General features: G+C 33.8%; 18 protein-coding genes. 10 read left to right on the top strand and 8 right to left on the bottom strand.

Going from position 1 to position 16,345, the window contains the following annotated elements; all coding sequences use genetic code 11:
• The first annotated feature begins 90 nt into the window (after positions 1-90).
• The 3 genes from AC3Y25_RS10005 (at position 91) to AC3Y25_RS09995 (ending at position 3,205) form a co-directional block, all read left to right on the top strand.
• Entirely contained in the window at positions 91-1,221 is a 1,131-nt protein-coding gene (locus tag AC3Y25_RS10005; RefSeq protein ID WP_489902642.1) for a formylglycine-generating enzyme family protein, read from the top strand.
• Positions 1,222-1,338: 117 nt separating this feature from the next.
• Entirely contained in the window at positions 1,339-2,616 is a 1,278-nt protein-coding gene (gene pepT, locus AC3Y25_RS10000; protein ID WP_489902641.1) for a peptidase T, read from the top strand.
• A 1-nt stretch (position 2,617) separates the two neighbouring features.
• Positions 2,618-3,205, top strand: coding sequence for a YdeI/OmpD-associated family protein (locus AC3Y25_RS09995; protein WP_489902640.1), 588 nt, complete (start codon positions 2,618-2,620; stop codon positions 3,203-3,205).
• 332 nt (positions 3,206-3,537) lie between these two features.
• On the opposite strand, the gene yajC is transcribed toward AC3Y25_RS09995, so the two are convergent.
• From yajC to AC3Y25_RS09980, 3 genes are all read right to left on the bottom strand, one after another.
• Positions 3,538-3,813 (bottom strand): preprotein translocase subunit YajC, encoded by a 276-nt coding sequence (gene yajC, locus AC3Y25_RS09990; RefSeq protein WP_053471036.1) that lies wholly within the window; start codon positions 3,811-3,813, stop codon positions 3,538-3,540.
• Between the two features lie 102 nt (positions 3,814-3,915).
• Positions 3,916-4,827: a transcription antitermination factor NusB gene (gene nusB / locus AC3Y25_RS09985; protein ID WP_489902639.1), complete on the bottom strand. Its 912-nt coding sequence runs from the start codon at positions 4,825-4,827 to the stop codon at positions 3,916-3,918.
• A gap of 266 nt (positions 4,828-5,093) precedes the next feature.
• Positions 5,094-6,200, bottom strand: coding sequence for a Glu/Leu/Phe/Val family dehydrogenase (locus AC3Y25_RS09980; protein ID WP_379797529.1), 1,107 nt, complete (start codon positions 6,198-6,200; stop codon positions 5,094-5,096).
• A gap of 203 nt (positions 6,201-6,403) precedes the next feature.
• On the opposite strand from AC3Y25_RS09980, the gene AC3Y25_RS09975 reads away from it, so the two are divergent.
• The 4 genes from AC3Y25_RS09975 (at position 6,404) to AC3Y25_RS09960 (ending at position 10,165) form a co-directional block, all read left to right on the top strand.
• On the top strand, positions 6,404-8,182 hold the full coding sequence (locus tag AC3Y25_RS09975; RefSeq protein WP_489902638.1) for an ABC transporter ATP-binding protein: 1,779 nt from the start codon (positions 6,404-6,406) through the stop codon (positions 8,180-8,182).
• 68 nt (positions 8,183-8,250) lie between these two features.
• Entirely contained in the window at positions 8,251-8,619 is a 369-nt protein-coding gene (locus tag AC3Y25_RS09970) for a PUR family DNA/RNA-binding protein (RefSeq protein WP_095931384.1), read from the top strand.
• A gap of 152 nt (positions 8,620-8,771) precedes the next feature.
• The gene (locus tag AC3Y25_RS09965; RefSeq protein WP_489902637.1) at positions 8,772-9,596 is read left to right on the top strand and encodes an alpha/beta hydrolase; all 825 of its coding nucleotides are present in this window, start codon (positions 8,772-8,774) and stop codon (positions 9,594-9,596) included.
• Positions 9,597-9,619: 23 nt separating this feature from the next.
• On the top strand, positions 9,620-10,165 hold the full coding sequence (locus tag AC3Y25_RS09960; RefSeq protein WP_489902636.1) for an RBBP9/YdeN family alpha/beta hydrolase: 546 nt from the start codon (positions 9,620-9,622) through the stop codon (positions 10,163-10,165).
• 226 nt (positions 10,166-10,391) lie between these two features.
• Here the strand turns inward: AC3Y25_RS09960 and AC3Y25_RS09955 are convergent, their stop codons facing one another.
• The gene (locus tag AC3Y25_RS09955) at positions 10,392-10,727 is read right to left on the bottom strand and encodes a tRNA-binding protein (protein ID WP_202000200.1); all 336 of its coding nucleotides are present in this window, start codon (positions 10,725-10,727) and stop codon (positions 10,392-10,394) included.
• Between the two features lie 130 nt (positions 10,728-10,857).
• Between AC3Y25_RS09955 and AC3Y25_RS09950 the strand changes: the two genes are divergently transcribed.
• From AC3Y25_RS09950 to AC3Y25_RS09940, 3 genes are all read left to right on the top strand, one after another.
• Positions 10,858-11,751 carry an alpha/beta fold hydrolase gene (locus AC3Y25_RS09950; protein ID WP_489902635.1) on the top strand — a complete coding sequence of 298 codons (894 nt, stop codon included), beginning with the start codon at positions 10,858-10,860 and terminating at the stop codon, positions 11,749-11,751.
• A 127-nt stretch (positions 11,752-11,878) separates the two neighbouring features.
• Positions 11,879-12,433 carry a thioredoxin family protein gene (locus tag AC3Y25_RS09945; protein ID WP_489902634.1) on the top strand — a complete coding sequence of 185 codons (555 nt, stop codon included), beginning with the start codon at positions 11,879-11,881 and terminating at the stop codon, positions 12,431-12,433.
• A 372-nt stretch (positions 12,434-12,805) separates the two neighbouring features.
• Positions 12,806-13,201, top strand: coding sequence for a GreA/GreB family elongation factor (locus AC3Y25_RS09940; RefSeq protein ID WP_095931379.1), 396 nt, complete (start codon positions 12,806-12,808; stop codon positions 13,199-13,201).
• A 105-nt stretch (positions 13,202-13,306) separates the two neighbouring features.
• Here AC3Y25_RS09940 and AC3Y25_RS09935 read toward each other — a convergent pair whose 3' ends face one another.
• The 4 genes from AC3Y25_RS09935 to AC3Y25_RS09920 all read right to left on the bottom strand — a co-directional run bounded on the left by AC3Y25_RS09935 (position 13,307) and on the right by AC3Y25_RS09920 (position 16,343).
• Positions 13,307-13,630 (bottom strand): c-type cytochrome, encoded by a 324-nt coding sequence (locus tag AC3Y25_RS09935; RefSeq protein ID WP_379797516.1) that lies wholly within the window; start codon positions 13,628-13,630, stop codon positions 13,307-13,309.
• A 90-nt stretch (positions 13,631-13,720) separates the two neighbouring features.
• Positions 13,721-14,653, bottom strand: a complete 933-nt coding sequence (locus tag AC3Y25_RS09930; RefSeq protein WP_250835211.1) for a peptidylprolyl isomerase — start codon at positions 14,651-14,653, stop codon at positions 13,721-13,723.
• Between the two features lie 42 nt (positions 14,654-14,695).
• Entirely contained in the window at positions 14,696-15,850 is a 1,155-nt protein-coding gene (locus tag AC3Y25_RS09925) for an MFS transporter (protein ID WP_489902633.1), read from the bottom strand.
• A gap of 142 nt (positions 15,851-15,992) precedes the next feature.
• On the bottom strand, positions 15,993-16,343 hold the full coding sequence (locus AC3Y25_RS09920; protein ID WP_379797646.1) for a cupin domain-containing protein: 351 nt from the start codon (positions 16,341-16,343) through the stop codon (positions 15,993-15,995).
• Between the last annotated feature and the right edge of the window lie 2 nt (positions 16,344-16,345).

Genomic DNA, 16,345 nt, shown 5'->3' with positions numbered 1-16,345 from the left:
ATTCTATAAAATTACTATACTATAAAAGTAATTTTGCCTAATTTTATGCCCACTATTGATAACCATTATAAGCTCAAAAATAAATAAACCATGAAAAACAAAACCTTTTGGATTTTTGCGTTACTCACATTGTCCATTATTTCAATCGCTTACAGTTATACCAGATTTACAACAAAAGCTGAAACAGCAGCAGCAGAATGTCATGAAATTCCAAGTAATGTTGAATCTGAATTTAAACCAACTGTCGAAAATAAATTTAAACCTGCAGAAAAAGCACCAAAAGGTATGGTTTGGATTCCTGGTGGCGAATTTTCTATGGGAACTAATGTTGAAGACGAAAGTCTGTGCAGCATTAAAGGCGTAACGAAAGATGCAGCCCCGATTCACAGAGTTTATCTTGATGGGTATTATATGGATGAAACTGAAGTAACCAATGAAGAATTCGAAAAATTTGTAAAAGCCACAGGATATGTAACTGTTGCTGAACAAAAACCAACAAAAGAAGAATTTCCATCAGCAAGCGAAGAAGATTTAGTGACAGGTTCTGTGGTCTTCACTCCTACACCATCTGCAGTTAATTTGAATAATTTCTTGCAATGGTGGCGTTATGAACCAGGTGCAGATTGGAGACACCCTGAAGGCCCGCAAAGCAACATTATAGGAAAAGAAAAATATCCTGTTGTTCATGTGGTTTATGAAGATGCTCAAGCTTACGCAAAATGGGCCGGAAAAAGACTTCCAACAGAGGCTGAATGGGAATTTGCGGCAAGAGGCGGTAAAACTGGAAATTTATATGCGTGGGGAAATGATTTAAAACCTAAAGGAAAATTTCAAGCTAATATTTATCAAGGACATTTTCCAATAAAAGATGGCGATACAGGAGAAGATGGTTTCAAAGGAATTGCTCCAACAAAACAATATGCTCCAAATGCATATGGTTTGTATGATATTGCTGGAAATGTTTGGGAATGGGTACACGATTGGTATAGTGTAGATTATTACAAATCATTAGCCGAAAGCGGGAAAGTAACAAAAAATCCGCAAGGTCCAGACGCTTATTATGATCCAAACGACCCTACTGAAATAAAACGTGTTCACCGTGGCGGTTCGTTCTTATGTACAGATCAATATTGCACGCGATACATGGTTGGAACAAGAGGAAAAGGCGAAATCAGATCTGCTGCAAACCACGTTGGTTTTAGATGCGTAAAAAGCAAATAACAAACTCAAAATACCAAAAAGGGATTCAATTTAGAATCCCTTTTTTAATAATTCAGATATTGAAAGCTAAATTTCTTAGCAGAAAAATTTTTCTATATTTGCTAAAAATTCAAAAAAATGCAACATATCATAGATCGCTTTATCAGTTATGTAACGATTGATACGGAATCAGATCCAAATTCACAAACAACACCAAGTACGCAAAAACAATGGAATCTTGCTAATAAATTAGTTGACGAACTAAAAGCAATCGGCCTTGAAGACGTAACAATTGATGACAAAGCGTATATCATGGCAACGCTTCCAAGTAATGTCGATCATGAAGTACCAACAATTGGTTTTGTTTCTCATTTTGACACTTCTCCAGATTTTAGCGGAGCAAATGTAAAACCTCAGATTGTTGAAAATTACGACGGAAAAGATATCGTATTGAATGCGGAAAAAAACATTATTTTATCTCCAGACTACTTTAAAGATTTATTATTATATAAAGGACAAACGATCATTACAACTGACGGAACAACTTTATTAGGAGCTGATGATAAAGCCGGAATTACAGAAATTGTTTCGGCAATGGAATATCTTATTCAGCATCCAGAAATTAAACACGGAAAAATCAGAATCGGTTTTACTCCCGATGAAGAAATTGGCCGTGGCGCACATCATTTTGATGTAGAAAAATTCGGAGCACAATGGGCTTACACAATGGACGGAAGTCAGATTGGAGAATTAGAATATGAGAATTTCAACGCTGCTGGAGCTAAAATCACTTTTAAAGGAAAAAGCGTTCACCCAGGTTACGCTAAAGGAAAAATGATCAATTCTATGCTTTTAGCAAATGATTTCATTAACGAACTTCCAAAAGGTGAAACGCCGCAGGAAACTAGAGGTTATGAAGGTTTTTTCCACGTTCATCACATCAAAGGAAACATTGAAGAGACAGTTTTAGAATTGATTATTCGTGATCACAACAGAAAGAAATTCGAAAAAAGAAAAGAATTGATTCATAAATTGGCGAAACAATTCAATAAAAAATTCGCGAAGAAATTTGGCGAAGATATTGTAATTGCCGAAGTAAAAGATCAATATTATAATATGAAAGAAAAGGTGCTTCCTGTAAAACATATTGTAGATATTGCTGAAAAGGCAATGAGAGAATTAAACATCAAGCCGATCATCAAACCTATTCGTGGCGGAACTGACGGTTCTCAATTGTCTTTTATGGGATTACCTTGTCCAAACATCTTTGCTGGTGGACATAACTTTCACGGAAAATACGAATATGTGCCTGCAGAAAGCATTCAGAAAGCTACTGATGTAATTGTGAAAATTGCCGAGCTAACAGCTATTCCAGGAATTTTTGACACAACAGAAAAATCTAAAAGAAAAAGATAAAGTGGAACCGAATTCTGATAAAAAACACGTTTGGGATAAAGTCAATCAATGGGAAGAAGAACTTCTTTTTCTAAAATCGATTATTGATAAAACTGAGCTAGTTGAAACCATAAAATGGGGAGGACCTATTTATGTTTACAACAAAAAAAATGTTATCGGAATTGGAGGTTTTAAAAATTATTTTGCAATTTGGTTTTTAAATGGCGTATTTCTGAAAGATGAGAAAAAGAGATTAATCAACGCTCAGGAAGACAAAACAAAATCAATGCGCCAATGGCGTTTTACTTCTAAAGATGAAGTAAACGAAAAAGAAGTCTTAGAATACATTCAAGAAGCAATTGAAAACGAAAAGCAAGGAAAAGTAATAAAACCTTCTAAAAAAGAAGCTATAATCTCTGAACTTTTAGAAAACGAAATGACTCAAAATCCAGCTTTAAAGGAGGCATTTGCAAAATTTTCTCTATACAAACAATATGAGTTTTTAGAATATATTGAAACGGCAAAACAGGAAAAAACAAAGCTTTCGAGAATTGAAAAAGTGGTTCCGATGATTTTGGCGAATGTTGGATTGAATGATAAATATCGATAAATAAATTTCAATTTAGAAAATTCCAAATTCCAAACTATACGAGACTAAACCTTTGTCAAAGTTTAAAACTTTGACAAAGGTTTTTTCATAATAGAAAACACATCATCTTGCAAACATAGCCCGTGGTTTTAACCACGGGACGCAATCATTATCACAATACGTTTCCCGTGGTTAAAACCACGGGCTATGTTTGCATACAATCAATTAAAATCTTTGCGGAGCTACTTGCGAAGATTTCTCCCTTCGGTCGAAATGACAAAAATGGGTTCAAAAAAATCCCAAACTCCATATTTGGAATTTGGGATTTTAAATATTGTAATTTTTTAAAAAAATTAAGCTTTTTTATTCAAAGCAGCGCTCAATTCAAGAGAAATTGCAGAACGCTCTAATTTTAATTTTCCCGACATAGTTTCGATTACAACAGTAGTTTCTGCTAATTCAGCGATTTTACCGTGGAAACCACTTTTTGTTACTATTTTGTCACCTACTTTTAGGCTGCTTTCAAATTCTTTTTCGTTTTTAGCTCTTTTTTGTTGTGGTCTGATCATGAAGAAATAGATTACCACGAACATCAAAAGGAATGGCGCAAATTGAGTTAATTGTCCCATAATTTAAATTTGTTTTTGATTTATATTTAATATTTTTTTTAGCTCTTCGACTTCGCTCAGAGAGACAAAGCAGTTGGAATTTCAAAATTGATTATTCAGATTTTACATCAAGCCTCTTCCCGCTTTTATCATCTTTTTATTGGCAGTTAGCTCTTTAACAAGATTATCTAAAATTCCGTTGATAAAAATACTACTTTTTGGTGTAGAATACTCTTTCGCAATTTCTAAATATTCGTTAAGAGTTACTTTTACTGGAATTGAAGGGAATTTAATAAACTCGCAAATTGCCATTTTCAAGATAATAGTATCGATTTCAGCAATACGATCACTGTCCCAATTTGGCGTTTTATCTTCATATTCTTTTGCAAATGCCGTTTCGTTTAAAATTGTTCTTCTAAATAAATCTTTTGCAAAATCCTTATCTTCAACATCTTTATACAATTTTGGCACTCTAAAATCGTCTGGATCTTCTGTTTTAATTGCCTTCAATTGTTTCACAATATGAGTATTTACAACAGGAATATCATCAACCCAAGTCAATTTATCGTCTTCTAAGTACTCGTATAATTTTTCATTCGGAACAATAACATTTTCAAACAAATCAATAATAAACTGTCTGTCTTCTTCAAACGTATTTACTTTATTGCTCATATATTTTTGGTAGATATCGCTTGCTTTAACATCATTTAAAAGCAAAATAATATAATCATCGTTTAATGACCAGTTATTGATTTTACGATTTTCTAAAGCGATACTAAGAGAATTGCTTTCAGCAAGAAGTTGAAAAATTTTATTCTTTACAAATTTTTCATTCGGATTACGTTCTGCGGCAGTTGCCAGGTGTTTTTTGCTTGACAGATGCAAATAGACAGCTTCTTTTTTGCAAATTTCTATCAATGAAGAAAGCATTATAAGATATAAGTCCTGAATATTATCAATACTGTAGAAAAGAAATTTCTCTTCTTTTTCCATGTTATCAGAACCGCTTTGGTGCATTGCATAAATGGATTGCATTACTTTAACGCGTATGTGTCTTCTATTTACCACCTTGTAAGAACATTTAAAAATTAGTCTGCAAAAGTATAACTTTTGATACGTATTTTAAAATTAATTCGTAAAAAAGTGGTCTTTTTAGTGGTCAGTTTTCAGGATTTAGTGGTCAGTGATCAGTTTTTAGTGAACAGTGCCAAACATTCGCAAAAAAAATCTCAGTTACAGATTAAACTGTAAACTGAGACTTTAAGACTGAACACTTAAAAAAGTAAACACTGAACACTTAATTACTTCTTAGCGTTCTCGATTCTTCTTTGATCGATACGATTTTGAGCAATAGTAAGAGCCGCTTTATGCGTTGTGATTCCGTTTTTAGCAGCGAAATCAATAATTTCTAAAGTTGTATTGTAGATATTCTCTGTTTTAGTCATGATTTCAGCTTTACCGTAGTTAGCCAATTCAGCATAAACATTGATAATTCCACCCGCATTGATTAAGAAATCTGGAGCATATAAAATTCCTCTTTCTTGTAATCTCGCACCGTGAACATTCTCATCAGCTAATTGGTTGTTGGCAGCACCAGCAATCACTTTTGCTTTAATTTTATCTACCGTATTATCGTTGATTGTTGCTCCCATCGCACATGGCGCGTAGATATCAACATCTGCAGTATATAAATCTTCACCAGTATAAATTGTTGCATTGTATTTTGAAGCAACTTGGAATAATTTCTCTTCGTTGATATCAGAAATAGTTACCTGCGCTCCTTCTTTAGTTAAATACTCAACCAAAGTTTCACCAACGTGCCCGATTCCTTGTACCAAAACTTTTTTACCCTCTAAAACATCACTTCCAAACTGACTTTTAGCAGCAGCTTTCATACCTAAATAAACACCATAAGCTGTAATAGGAGAAGGATTTCCAGAACCGCCTCTTTCTTCAGAAATACCAGTAACGTAAGGCGTTACATCTCTTACAGTATCCATGTCTTTCGTTTCCATTCCGACATCTTCTGCTGTAATATATCTTCCGCTCAATGAGTGAACAAACTCTCCAAACTTACGCATTAACTCAGGAGTTTTTTGCGTTTTAGCATCACCAATAATAACTGCTTTACCACCACCAATATTCAGTCCAGTAATAGCCGATTTAAACGTCATACCTCTCGAAAGGCGTAAAACGTCATTTAAAGCTTCCCATTCTGTGTTGTAATTCCACATTCTGGTTCCTCCCAAAGCTGGTCCCATAACCGAATTATGAATACCAATAATTGCTTTTAAACCTGTATCTTTGTCATTGCAAAATACAATTTGTTCGTGATCGTCAAAAGATAACTGTCCAAAAACAGGATCCATTTTTTGAAGTTCCTTTCCAGTTGCGAAAGTTGCATCCATAGCGCTAGTATAAATTAGTTAAAATTATGAATTCGTCAAAAAGACTTCTCAAACATAATTAAAAAATACACATGTGCTAATTTTTTATCTTTAAAATAACAATATTACAATATTATTGTTTTGATTAAATCGCAAATTATTATAATTTTCTTTAATAATAATTCTTAAAAACAAATCAATTCAATATTAGATTTCTTAAAAAAATGAAAGAATTAAGCTATTTAAATAAATATTTCATTAAATATAAATACAGTTTCTCTGCAGGTATTTTAATAACCATAATCGCACAAATATTTTCTTTATTTACACCAAAACTTATTAGTAAGTCTTTAAATGCTATTGAAAATTTTGATAAACTTTCTGTTGCCGAGCAAAACTCCGAAGCTGTAATCGCCAGTTTTCGTCAGGATCTCATTCATAATGTGCTACTTATCATCGGGACTACGATTGTCGCAGGTTTTCTGACATTTCTAATGCGCCAGACTTTGATCGTAATGTCACGACATATTGAATTTGATTTAAAAAATGAAGTTTTCAGACAGTACGAGAATCTTTCTCAGAATTTCTACAAACAAAATAGAACGGGAGATTTAATGAACCGTATTAGCGAAGACGTTTCCAAAGTTCGTATGTATGTTGGGCCCGCAGTAATGTATACTATTAATACATTTATTCGTTTTGCGATCGTTATAATATATATGTATAATGTATCGCCACTTCTTACTTTATATACTATATTGCCTTTGCCAATTCTTTCATATTGCATTTTCAAGTTAAGCTCTGAAATCAATAAAAGAAGTACCACTTTCCAACAATACCTTTCTAAAGTTTCCAGTTTTACTCAGGAAATTTTTTCAGGAATTCGCGTAATAAAAGCCTATTCGTTAGAAAATCAGCATCAAAACAATATGGTTGATTTGGCTGAAGAAAGCAAACGTAAAAGTTTAAGTCTTGCAAGAGTACAATCTTTATTTGGACCTTTAATGATTGCGCTTATCGGAATCAGCAATTTGGTTGTAATCTATTTTGGAGGTGTAATGTATATTAATGGAAGCATTTCTAATATTGGGACAATTGCAGAATTTATCTTATATGTAAATATGCTGACTTGGCCTGTTGCCTCTTTAGGATGGGTTTCTTCTATGGTTCAGGAAGCAGAAGCCTCTCAAAAACGTTTGAATGAATTTTTGAAAATTGAACCAGAAATCAAAAACAACAACGAAAACGAATCAGAAATTCACGGAAATATTACTTTCGAAAATGTTTCTTTTACTTATGATGACACTAACATTGAAGCATTGAAAAATGTTTCTTTTACAGTAAAAAAAGGAGAAACATTGGCAATCCTCGGAAAAACAGGTTCTGGAAAATCGACTATTCTTTCTTTGATTTCGAGACTATATGATGTAACTGAAGGTGAAGTTAAAATTGATGAAAACGAAATCAGCACTTTAAACTTAAATGATCTTCGCAACAACATCGGAATCGTGCCTCAAGATGCTTTCTTATTTTCGGATACGATTAAAAACAATATCAAATTCGGAAATCAAAATGCAACTGATGAGGAGGTAATTGAAGCTGCTAAAAATGCTGTCGTTCATGACAACATTATCGCCTTTAACAAACAGTACGACACCGTTTTAGGCGAAAGAGGAATCACGCTTTCGGGCGGACAAAAACAGCGTGTTTCTATTGCTAGAGCGATTATTAAAAACCCTGCAATCTTACTTTTTGACGATTGTTTGTCTGCTGTCGATACCGAAACCGAAGAAATGATTTTGAACAATTTATTTGAAATTTCTAAAGATAAAACCACTATAATTGTAAGTCATCGAGTTTCATCTGCAAAGAATGCAGACAAAATTATCATATTAGAAAATGGTAGGATAATTCAACAAGGCTCTCATAATCAATTAATAAATCAAGAAGGATATTATTCGGCGTTATATTTAAAACAACTTTCGGAAAAAGAATTACTTTAATTGTTGCGTAATAGATAAATTTTTATGATTTTTGAGTACTATTAATTCCAAAAATGATAGAACGTATTATGAGAGAAAATGACATGTTAGAAAAAGAAGAGATTTTTTCTAAAGTATTACGAGCAGGAAGAAGAACTTATTTCTTTGATGTGAGAGCTACCAAAGCTGATGATTATTACATTACTATTACCGAAAGCAAAAAATTTACTGAGGAAGATGGTTCTTTTCACTTCAAAAAACACAAAATTTACTTATACAAAGAAGATTTTAGTGCTTTTGCCGAAATATTAGAGGAAATGACTTCTTATGTTTTGAACCACAAAGGCGAAGAGGTAATTTCTGAAAGACACCAAAAAGACTTTAAAAAAGAATACAGTTCTGAAAAAACTGAAAGTCAAAGATCTAGTTTTACAGATATCGATTTTGACGATATTTAATCAAAATCATCTACATAAAGTAGAAGTCCAATTTGTTCTGCATTTTGGACTTTTTTTATATATTTAGTTTTCGTATAAAGTTAAAAGTTATAGGTTAGAGTTAAACGTCATAACTTACACCTCATAACTCATAACATTCAACTTCCATAAAAATGAAAAAATTAATTCTTCTTTTAAGTTTCATCTTCTTCGGAATTTCTCTTTCTGCACAGAATATAGAATATGAAACGAAAAACAACATTCAATATTATAATGCATCGGTAAATAAATCAGACAAATATATCAACGAAAGATGTGTGCTAGATATTTACTATCCAAAAAATAAAACCGGATTTGCTACAATCGTTTGGTTTCACGGCGGCGGATTAACTGGCGGAAACAAAGAAATTCCTGAAGCTTTAAAAAATAAAGGCTTTGCTATTATTGGAGTTAATTATAGGCTTTCTCCAAAAGCAAAAGCTGCAAAAGCCATTGAAGATGCAGCTGCAGCAGTTGCATGGGCTTTTAACAATATTGCTAATTATGGAGGCGACAAAACAAAGATTTTTGTCTCTGGACATTCTGCTGGAGCTTATCTCGGTTTGATGATTGGGTTAGATAAAAAATGGCTTGAAAAGGAAAAAACTGATGCCAATCAAATCGCTGGTCTTATTCCGTTTAGCAGTCAATGTATTACTCATTTCGAAATAAGAAGAGAAAAAGGAATTCCAGAAAAACAACCAACAATTGATGAATTTGCTCCTTTATATCATGTTCGTGCAGATGCGCCACCATTATTATTAATTACTGGAGATCGTGAATTAGAAATGCTTGGCCGCTATGAAGAAAACGCCTACTTGGCAAGAATGATGAAATTGGTCGGACATACACAAACTAAACTTTACGAATTAGACGGTTACAACCACGGCATGACAGAACCTGCTTTTCCTCTTTTGGTAAATGAAGTAAACCGAATTTTGAAAGAAACTAAAAAATAATCACTAAATAAAATTCCACGGCAATGGAGACACAACTATTAATTATACCAGGACTTGGAGATTCTGGAGAGAAACACTGGCAAACCTTTTGGCATGAAAAATTCCAAAACTCAATTCGTATTGTACAAGATAATTGGGATGAACCTATTCTAGAAGAATGGCTTGACCGATTAAACGAGAATATCTCTAAACTTAATAAACCAACTATTTTAGTGGCGCATAGTTTAGCCGTATCATTGGTTTTGCATTGGGCAGAAAAATACAATAATCAGAATATTATCGGTGCTTTTTTAGTCGCTCCTGCAGATGTCGATTCGCCAGAACACACGCCTGAATGCACAAGAAATTTTTCGCCGATTCCGCTTTATAAATTGCCTTTTCCTTCGGTAGTTGTGGCAAGCGAAAATGACCCTTATGCTTCTTTCGAAAGAAAAAAATATCTTGCAGAAAAATGGGGAAGTGATTTTGTAAATGTTGGCCAGCAAGGTCACATTAATTCTGATTCTGATTTAAAATATTGGGAAGAAGGACAGGTTATTTTGCAGAACTTGATTGAGAAAATTTCTTAGTTTCAAGTCTCAGTCTCAGTTTTCAGTTTGATCGTAAAACGCAGGCTTCATCATAGCGTAAAATTTAACTGCAAAGATCACAAAGATTTACGCAAAGATCGCAACGCTTTATGGAAAGTTTTTTCCGGTTAAAGTTCGCAAACCTTTGCGAACTTTAACTTTTTCTAAAAATATCACTTGCAAAAAAACTTTGCCTGCTTTGCGGTAAAATTTATTGATTAGAAAACTATCCGATACGCAAACCATTTTCAATTTTAAAATCGGGAGCCAATAAAATTACGTCTCCCTCCTCGCCTACGGCACCAAGAACAAGACATTCACTCATAAATTTTCCGATTTGCTTTCTTGGGAAATTGACAACCGCCACAATCTGACGATTTACTAAATCTTCCTTTTGGTATCGTTTGGTAATTTGTGCAGATGATTTCCTAATTCCGATTTCCGAGCCAAAATCGATCGTTAATTGATAGGCAGGTTTTCTTGCTTCAGGAAAATCATTGACTTCAATAATAGTTCCTACACGCATATCTGTGCGCTCAAATTCATTCCAGGTTAAATCCATTTTTAAATTGTATTATTTACAAACCTATAAATTTTGTAATTAATGCGCCTAATTCTATAACCTATTTCTTTTACTTACGAGCTAATTTTACTTGAAGAAAAACGAAAATACTCACGCAAAAAGATATAACATGGAACATACTGAACCAAATGCATGCATGTCAATTAAGGATTTTGAATCTAATTTAAAACAGATTCATACCGATAAATATATAGAAACTGCTCAAAATGTAAGACTTTATGTAAAGGATTACGGTCAAGGAAAACCTGTTATCCTAATTCATGGCTGGCCTCTTTCTAATGAAATGTGGGAATATCAAATTGATCATTTAGTACAAAATAATTATCGTGTAATTGCCTACGACCGACGCGGATTTGGAAAATCTTCTCAACCGTGGGATGGATACGATTACGATACTTTGACTGATGATCTAAAGGAAATTATTGAGCAACTAGAATTAGAAAACGTAACTCTTGTTGGTTTCTCTATGGGCGGTGGCGAAGTGGTTCGTTATTTCAGCCGTCATGGCGGAAAAGGAGTTACAAAAGCAGCTTTGATTTCGTCAATCATTCCGTTTCTGTTAAAAACGCATGATAATCCAGACGGACATCCAAAAGAAAAAAGCGAAAATACGGCAGCAGCAATAAAAGAAGATAGAATTGCTTTTATTGATAATTTCGGAAAAACATTTTTCGGTGTCAATATTATCAACAAACCTTTAAGCACGCCTTTATTAGAATATTACAGAGCTTTATGTTCAGCGGCTTCTCCACGAGCTACTTTAAAATGCGCTGAATCTTTTTCATTCACTGATTTTAGAGATGAAGTAGACTTCATAAAAGTTCCTACTTTAATTATTCACGGAGACGACGATAAAATTGTGCCGATTGACCTAACATCCAGAAAAGCAGCAAAATCTATAGCAAACAATACTTATATCGAATATGAAGGCGCACCTCACGGACTTTTTTATACCGATAGAGAAAAGCTAAATGAAGATTTAGTGGCTTTTTTGAATTCATAAAAACTTAAAAAAGTATCCAAAGAAGCAAGCTAGATCAGCTAACTGCTTTCTTTGGGTATTTTTTATTATTGTGCTCTTTTATTTACAGATTTTTAAAGCTACTTTTGAAAATCAAATTTCGAATAAAATGGCACGAACTGAATCAACAATGCTTCCATTAGGAACAGTTGCACCTGATTTTTACTTAAAAGACACCAACTCGAACAATACTTTTTCTTTTGAAGATTTAAAAGGTTCGAAAGGTACTTTGGTAATGTTCATTTGTAACCATTGCCCATTTGTGCATCATGTAATAACCGAAATTGTAATGATTGCAAATGATTATCGCGTTCAAGGACTTGGAGTAATTGCCATTTCTAGTAATGATGTTGTCCAGTATCCTGAAGACAGTCCAGAATTAATGACGGACTTTGCCATGGAAAACAAAATTGATTTTCCTTATTTGTACGATGAAAGTCAGGAAACAGCAAAAGCTTATCAAGCGGCTTGCACCCCAGACTTCTATTTATTTGATAATCAAGACAAATTATTCTATCGCGGACAACTTGACGATTCAAGACCTGGCAACGGAATTCCTCTTAGCGGAAGTGACCTTAGAGGGGCGATCGATGCATTAATTTACAACAGAAGTTTGAAAGAACCACAGAAACCTAGTTTGGGCTGTGGCATTAAATGGAAGTAAAACCTCACTAAATTCAAAAAGATTAACTATCTTTGCAAATCAATTTAATCCTCCTTATGGGAAATAAAACACCATTTACAGCTTCTATAAAGTCGTTTTGCTTAGCAAAACCGCTACCTGCTGTAATTATTTCACATAATAAGGCCTTTATTTTTTAGGCCTCCGTCTACTTCACTTTTCTTCTTTTTGACGGAGGATTTACATCAGCTTAAACATTTTATTATTTGACAAAAATCAATTTTTGATCAGATATTTTTTTGTTTTTCAGATTAAACATTTCGATTCTGTTAAAGTCAGAGAAATTTTTACTTGTAGATTATTCTAAGAAGAAAACATTATTTAAAATTTTATAACAATAAATTCAATATAGATATGAAACCAACACCCACTTTCTGTAAATCAGATTATCAATTTTTAAGAGAATTGATTTTAAAAAGTAAAAACTCGACAAATACTAAAGAAGCCAATCAGCTTTCGCAAGAATTAGATCGCGCTGTAATTAGTAAAGAAAGCGAATTGGATAGTTCGGTAATCCGAATCAATTCATTCGTAACGATAGAAGATGTAAAAGCCAAGAAACAAATGAAAATTCAAATCGTTTTACCTTCAGCAGCAGACGTAAAACAATCTAAAATATCAATTCTAGCGCCTTTAAGTGTTGCTATTATTGGTTTTAAAGAAAATGATGAAGTTGATTGGGAATTACCAGCTGGCATCAAAACTTTAAAAGTAATAGCTGTAGATAACTCTGCAGTACATCATTCTTAAATTTAAAAACACCTCATTTTGTGACGGTGTTTTTTTTATATCTATTTGAAAACAAAAAACCGATTCAATAATGAATCGGTTTTTTTGTTTTTTATATAACAAGTGCTACAATTGAGAATCTATAAAATTGGTTATCGATGCCATCTTTATATCATCAAGTTTAGCCTTTTTCTGCATTCTTACCAAAATTGGTTTCCACTCTTCTTTACTAAATTGTTTTGGCTCATACCATTTATGGCATTTCGCACAATTATTATCATACAATTGTTTTCCTTCCGCTAACGCTGGATCACCAAATATAAGATCCTTAGCAGATACGTCTTTTGATGGTGGAGGTGGCGGTGGCGGAGGTGTCTCTCCTTTGGATTGTTTGGCACCGCAAGCAGCAAGAATCAAGACTGCTCCCACTAGAATTATAGTTTTTTTCATTCCTTATGTTTTTAGTAAATATAAAAAAATCCCATAAGCTACAGCCTATGGGATATTTATTTAAAACAATACTAAATTGCTTTTAAAGTCTTATTTTACGTCCATTAATTCAACGTCGAAAATCAAAGTTGCGTTTGGTGGAATAACTCCTCCAGCACCAGCTGGTCCGTATCCTAAATCAGATGGAATAACAAAACGAGCTTTGTCTCCAACTTGCAATAAAGCAATACCTTCGTCCCATCCTTCAATAACTTGTCCAATTCCTAATTTGAATTCGATTGGTTTTTTACGTGGGTAAGAAGAATCAAATACTTTTCCGTTTTCTAGAGATCCTTCGTAGTGAACAGAAACTGTTTTTCCTGCTTCAGCTCTTTTTCCTTCTCCTTTTTGAATCATTTTATAACGTAAACCGCTTTCTGTTCTATCAAAACCAGCAGCTAATTGTTCCATTTTTGCTTCAGATTCTGCTTTTAAAGCTGCTTCTCTTTTTAGACGAGCACCTTTTAAACCAATGAAAGCTTCAATCGCATTCCATTTTTGAGCTTCTTCTCCAACTCTGATAATCTCAACTGACTCTAAATTGTCTCCTTGAGCAACAGCATCAACAACATCTTGTCCTTCAACAACGTTTCCAAAAACAGTATGTTTATTATCTAACCAAGGAGTTGCAACGTGCGTAATGAAAAATTGAGAACCATTACTTCCAGGTCCTGAATTTGCCATAGATAAAACTCCTGGACGATCGTGTTTTAAACTTGGATGAAATTCATCATCAAATTTATAACCTGGATCTCCAGTTCCAGTTCCTTTTGGACAACCACCTTGAATCATGAAATCTGCAATTACTCTATGAAAAGTTAATCCGTCATAGAATTTTTGTCCTTGAGGCTTCACTTTATTTTCCATATTTCCTTCTGCAAGAGCAACAAAGTTACCTACAGTTCCCGGTGTCAAATCGTGTGTCAATTTTACTAAAATTGAACCTTTGCTAGTATTGAATTTAGCGTATATTCCGTTTTCCATGTTGTTATTTTTAATTTGAACGCAAATTTACAAATTAATTTTTTAATCAATTTGTGCTTTTGCCTTTTTAGATTTTGATTTATAAGTAAGTCCATAGACTATTAATGACAAAGTAGATAAAATCATACAGCCAATGGTGACAGCGTGCCATCCGCCCCATTTCCATAGCATTAAACCATAAGCAGATCCTGCAGCGGTACCTAGAAAAGTAAGCGACATAAACACCGTATTTAATCTGTTTCTAGCTTCTGGCAATAACGAATACACTCGTGTTTGGTTTGAAATGTGAACGCCTTGAATTCCAATATCAATAAACACAATTCCGATTGCAATACCGATTACACTTTCAATAGCAAAATAGAAAACTATAAAGCTTATTAAAACTAATAAACAACCGTAACCAACTGCAATTCTAGAGTTTCCCTTATCTCCCAATTTACCAACCAAAGGCGCAGCCAAAGCTCCAGAAGCTCCAACAATTCCGAACAGACCAATTGTAGCACTATTAAAATTAAAAGGTTCGCCAGAAAGCAATAAAACCATTGTAGTCCAAAATGCTCCAAACTGAGCAAAACTGAAAACATTAATTGCCGTTGCTTCGCGCAAAACGGGCTGTGTTTTGATTAGCGTAAATAAAGACTGGATCAATTGGCCGTAAGTTCCTTGAAACTGTGGTTTATTCTGCGGAAATTTACTTTGAATGACAAAAAAGATCAAAAGACAAATTCCGGCAGCGATATAAAACATCGATCTCCAGCCTAAAACTTGGCCGATAAATCCGCTCAACGTTCGCGAAAGCAAAATCCCAACTAAAAGTCCGCTCATAATAGTTCCAACCACTTTCCCTCGTTCTTCGGGCGCGCTTAAAGAAGCGGCAAGAGGAAGAATAAGCTGTGGCACAATCGACGTGATTCCAATTAGCAATGAAGCAATTTGCAAAACAAGAAAACTTTTGGCTGTAGCTGCAATTAATAAAGCAATTACAGTAGCAAAAGTGGTCATTAAAATTTGCCTTTTTCGTTCTATTTTATCGCCAAGCGGAACCATAAAAAACAGTCCGATCGCATAACCTGCTTGAGTTAAATAGGTTATCGTTCCGGCGCTGGCTTCAGGAATTTTAAATTCGTTGGCAATTAAAACAATCAAAGGCTGGCAGTAATAAAGATTTGCAACTATAAGACCAGTGCAAACTGCCATAAAAAGTACATTTGTTTTAGATAAATTCATGCTGCAAAAATACCGATCTAATCTTAATTGAATCTTTAAAAAAGTTATAAAATTTTTAAATTTAAGATTAGATCAGGATTTTAAAGCTAAAAATCAACTGATTTTAAGCCTGTTATGATTTCAAAAAATCTTCTCTCGCAGGGCCAAAAACATCCGTTAGCATTCCTGTTTCCAAACAAACAACTCCATGAATTGCATGAGGCGGAATGTAAAAACTATCGCCTTCCTTTAGCGTTTCGGTCACACCGTTTATCGTAACATCGAATTTTCCGCTTGCTACGTAAGTAACTTGTGTATGATAATGTTCGTGTAAAACACCAATTCCACCCTTCTCAAAATGCACATTTACCAGCATCACTCTTTCGTCAAAAGCTAAAATTTTGCGTTTTATTCCTTCTCCGACTACTTCCCACTCGATTTCATCTCCTTTTATAAATTCTTTGCTTGTTCCTAAACTCATAATCT

The sequence above is a fragment of the Flavobacterium sp. LK-23 genome (assembly GCF_058135255.1).
The sequence above is the reverse complement of the archived record's forward strand: the minus strand, read 5'-3'. Positions and strand labels throughout refer to the sequence as shown.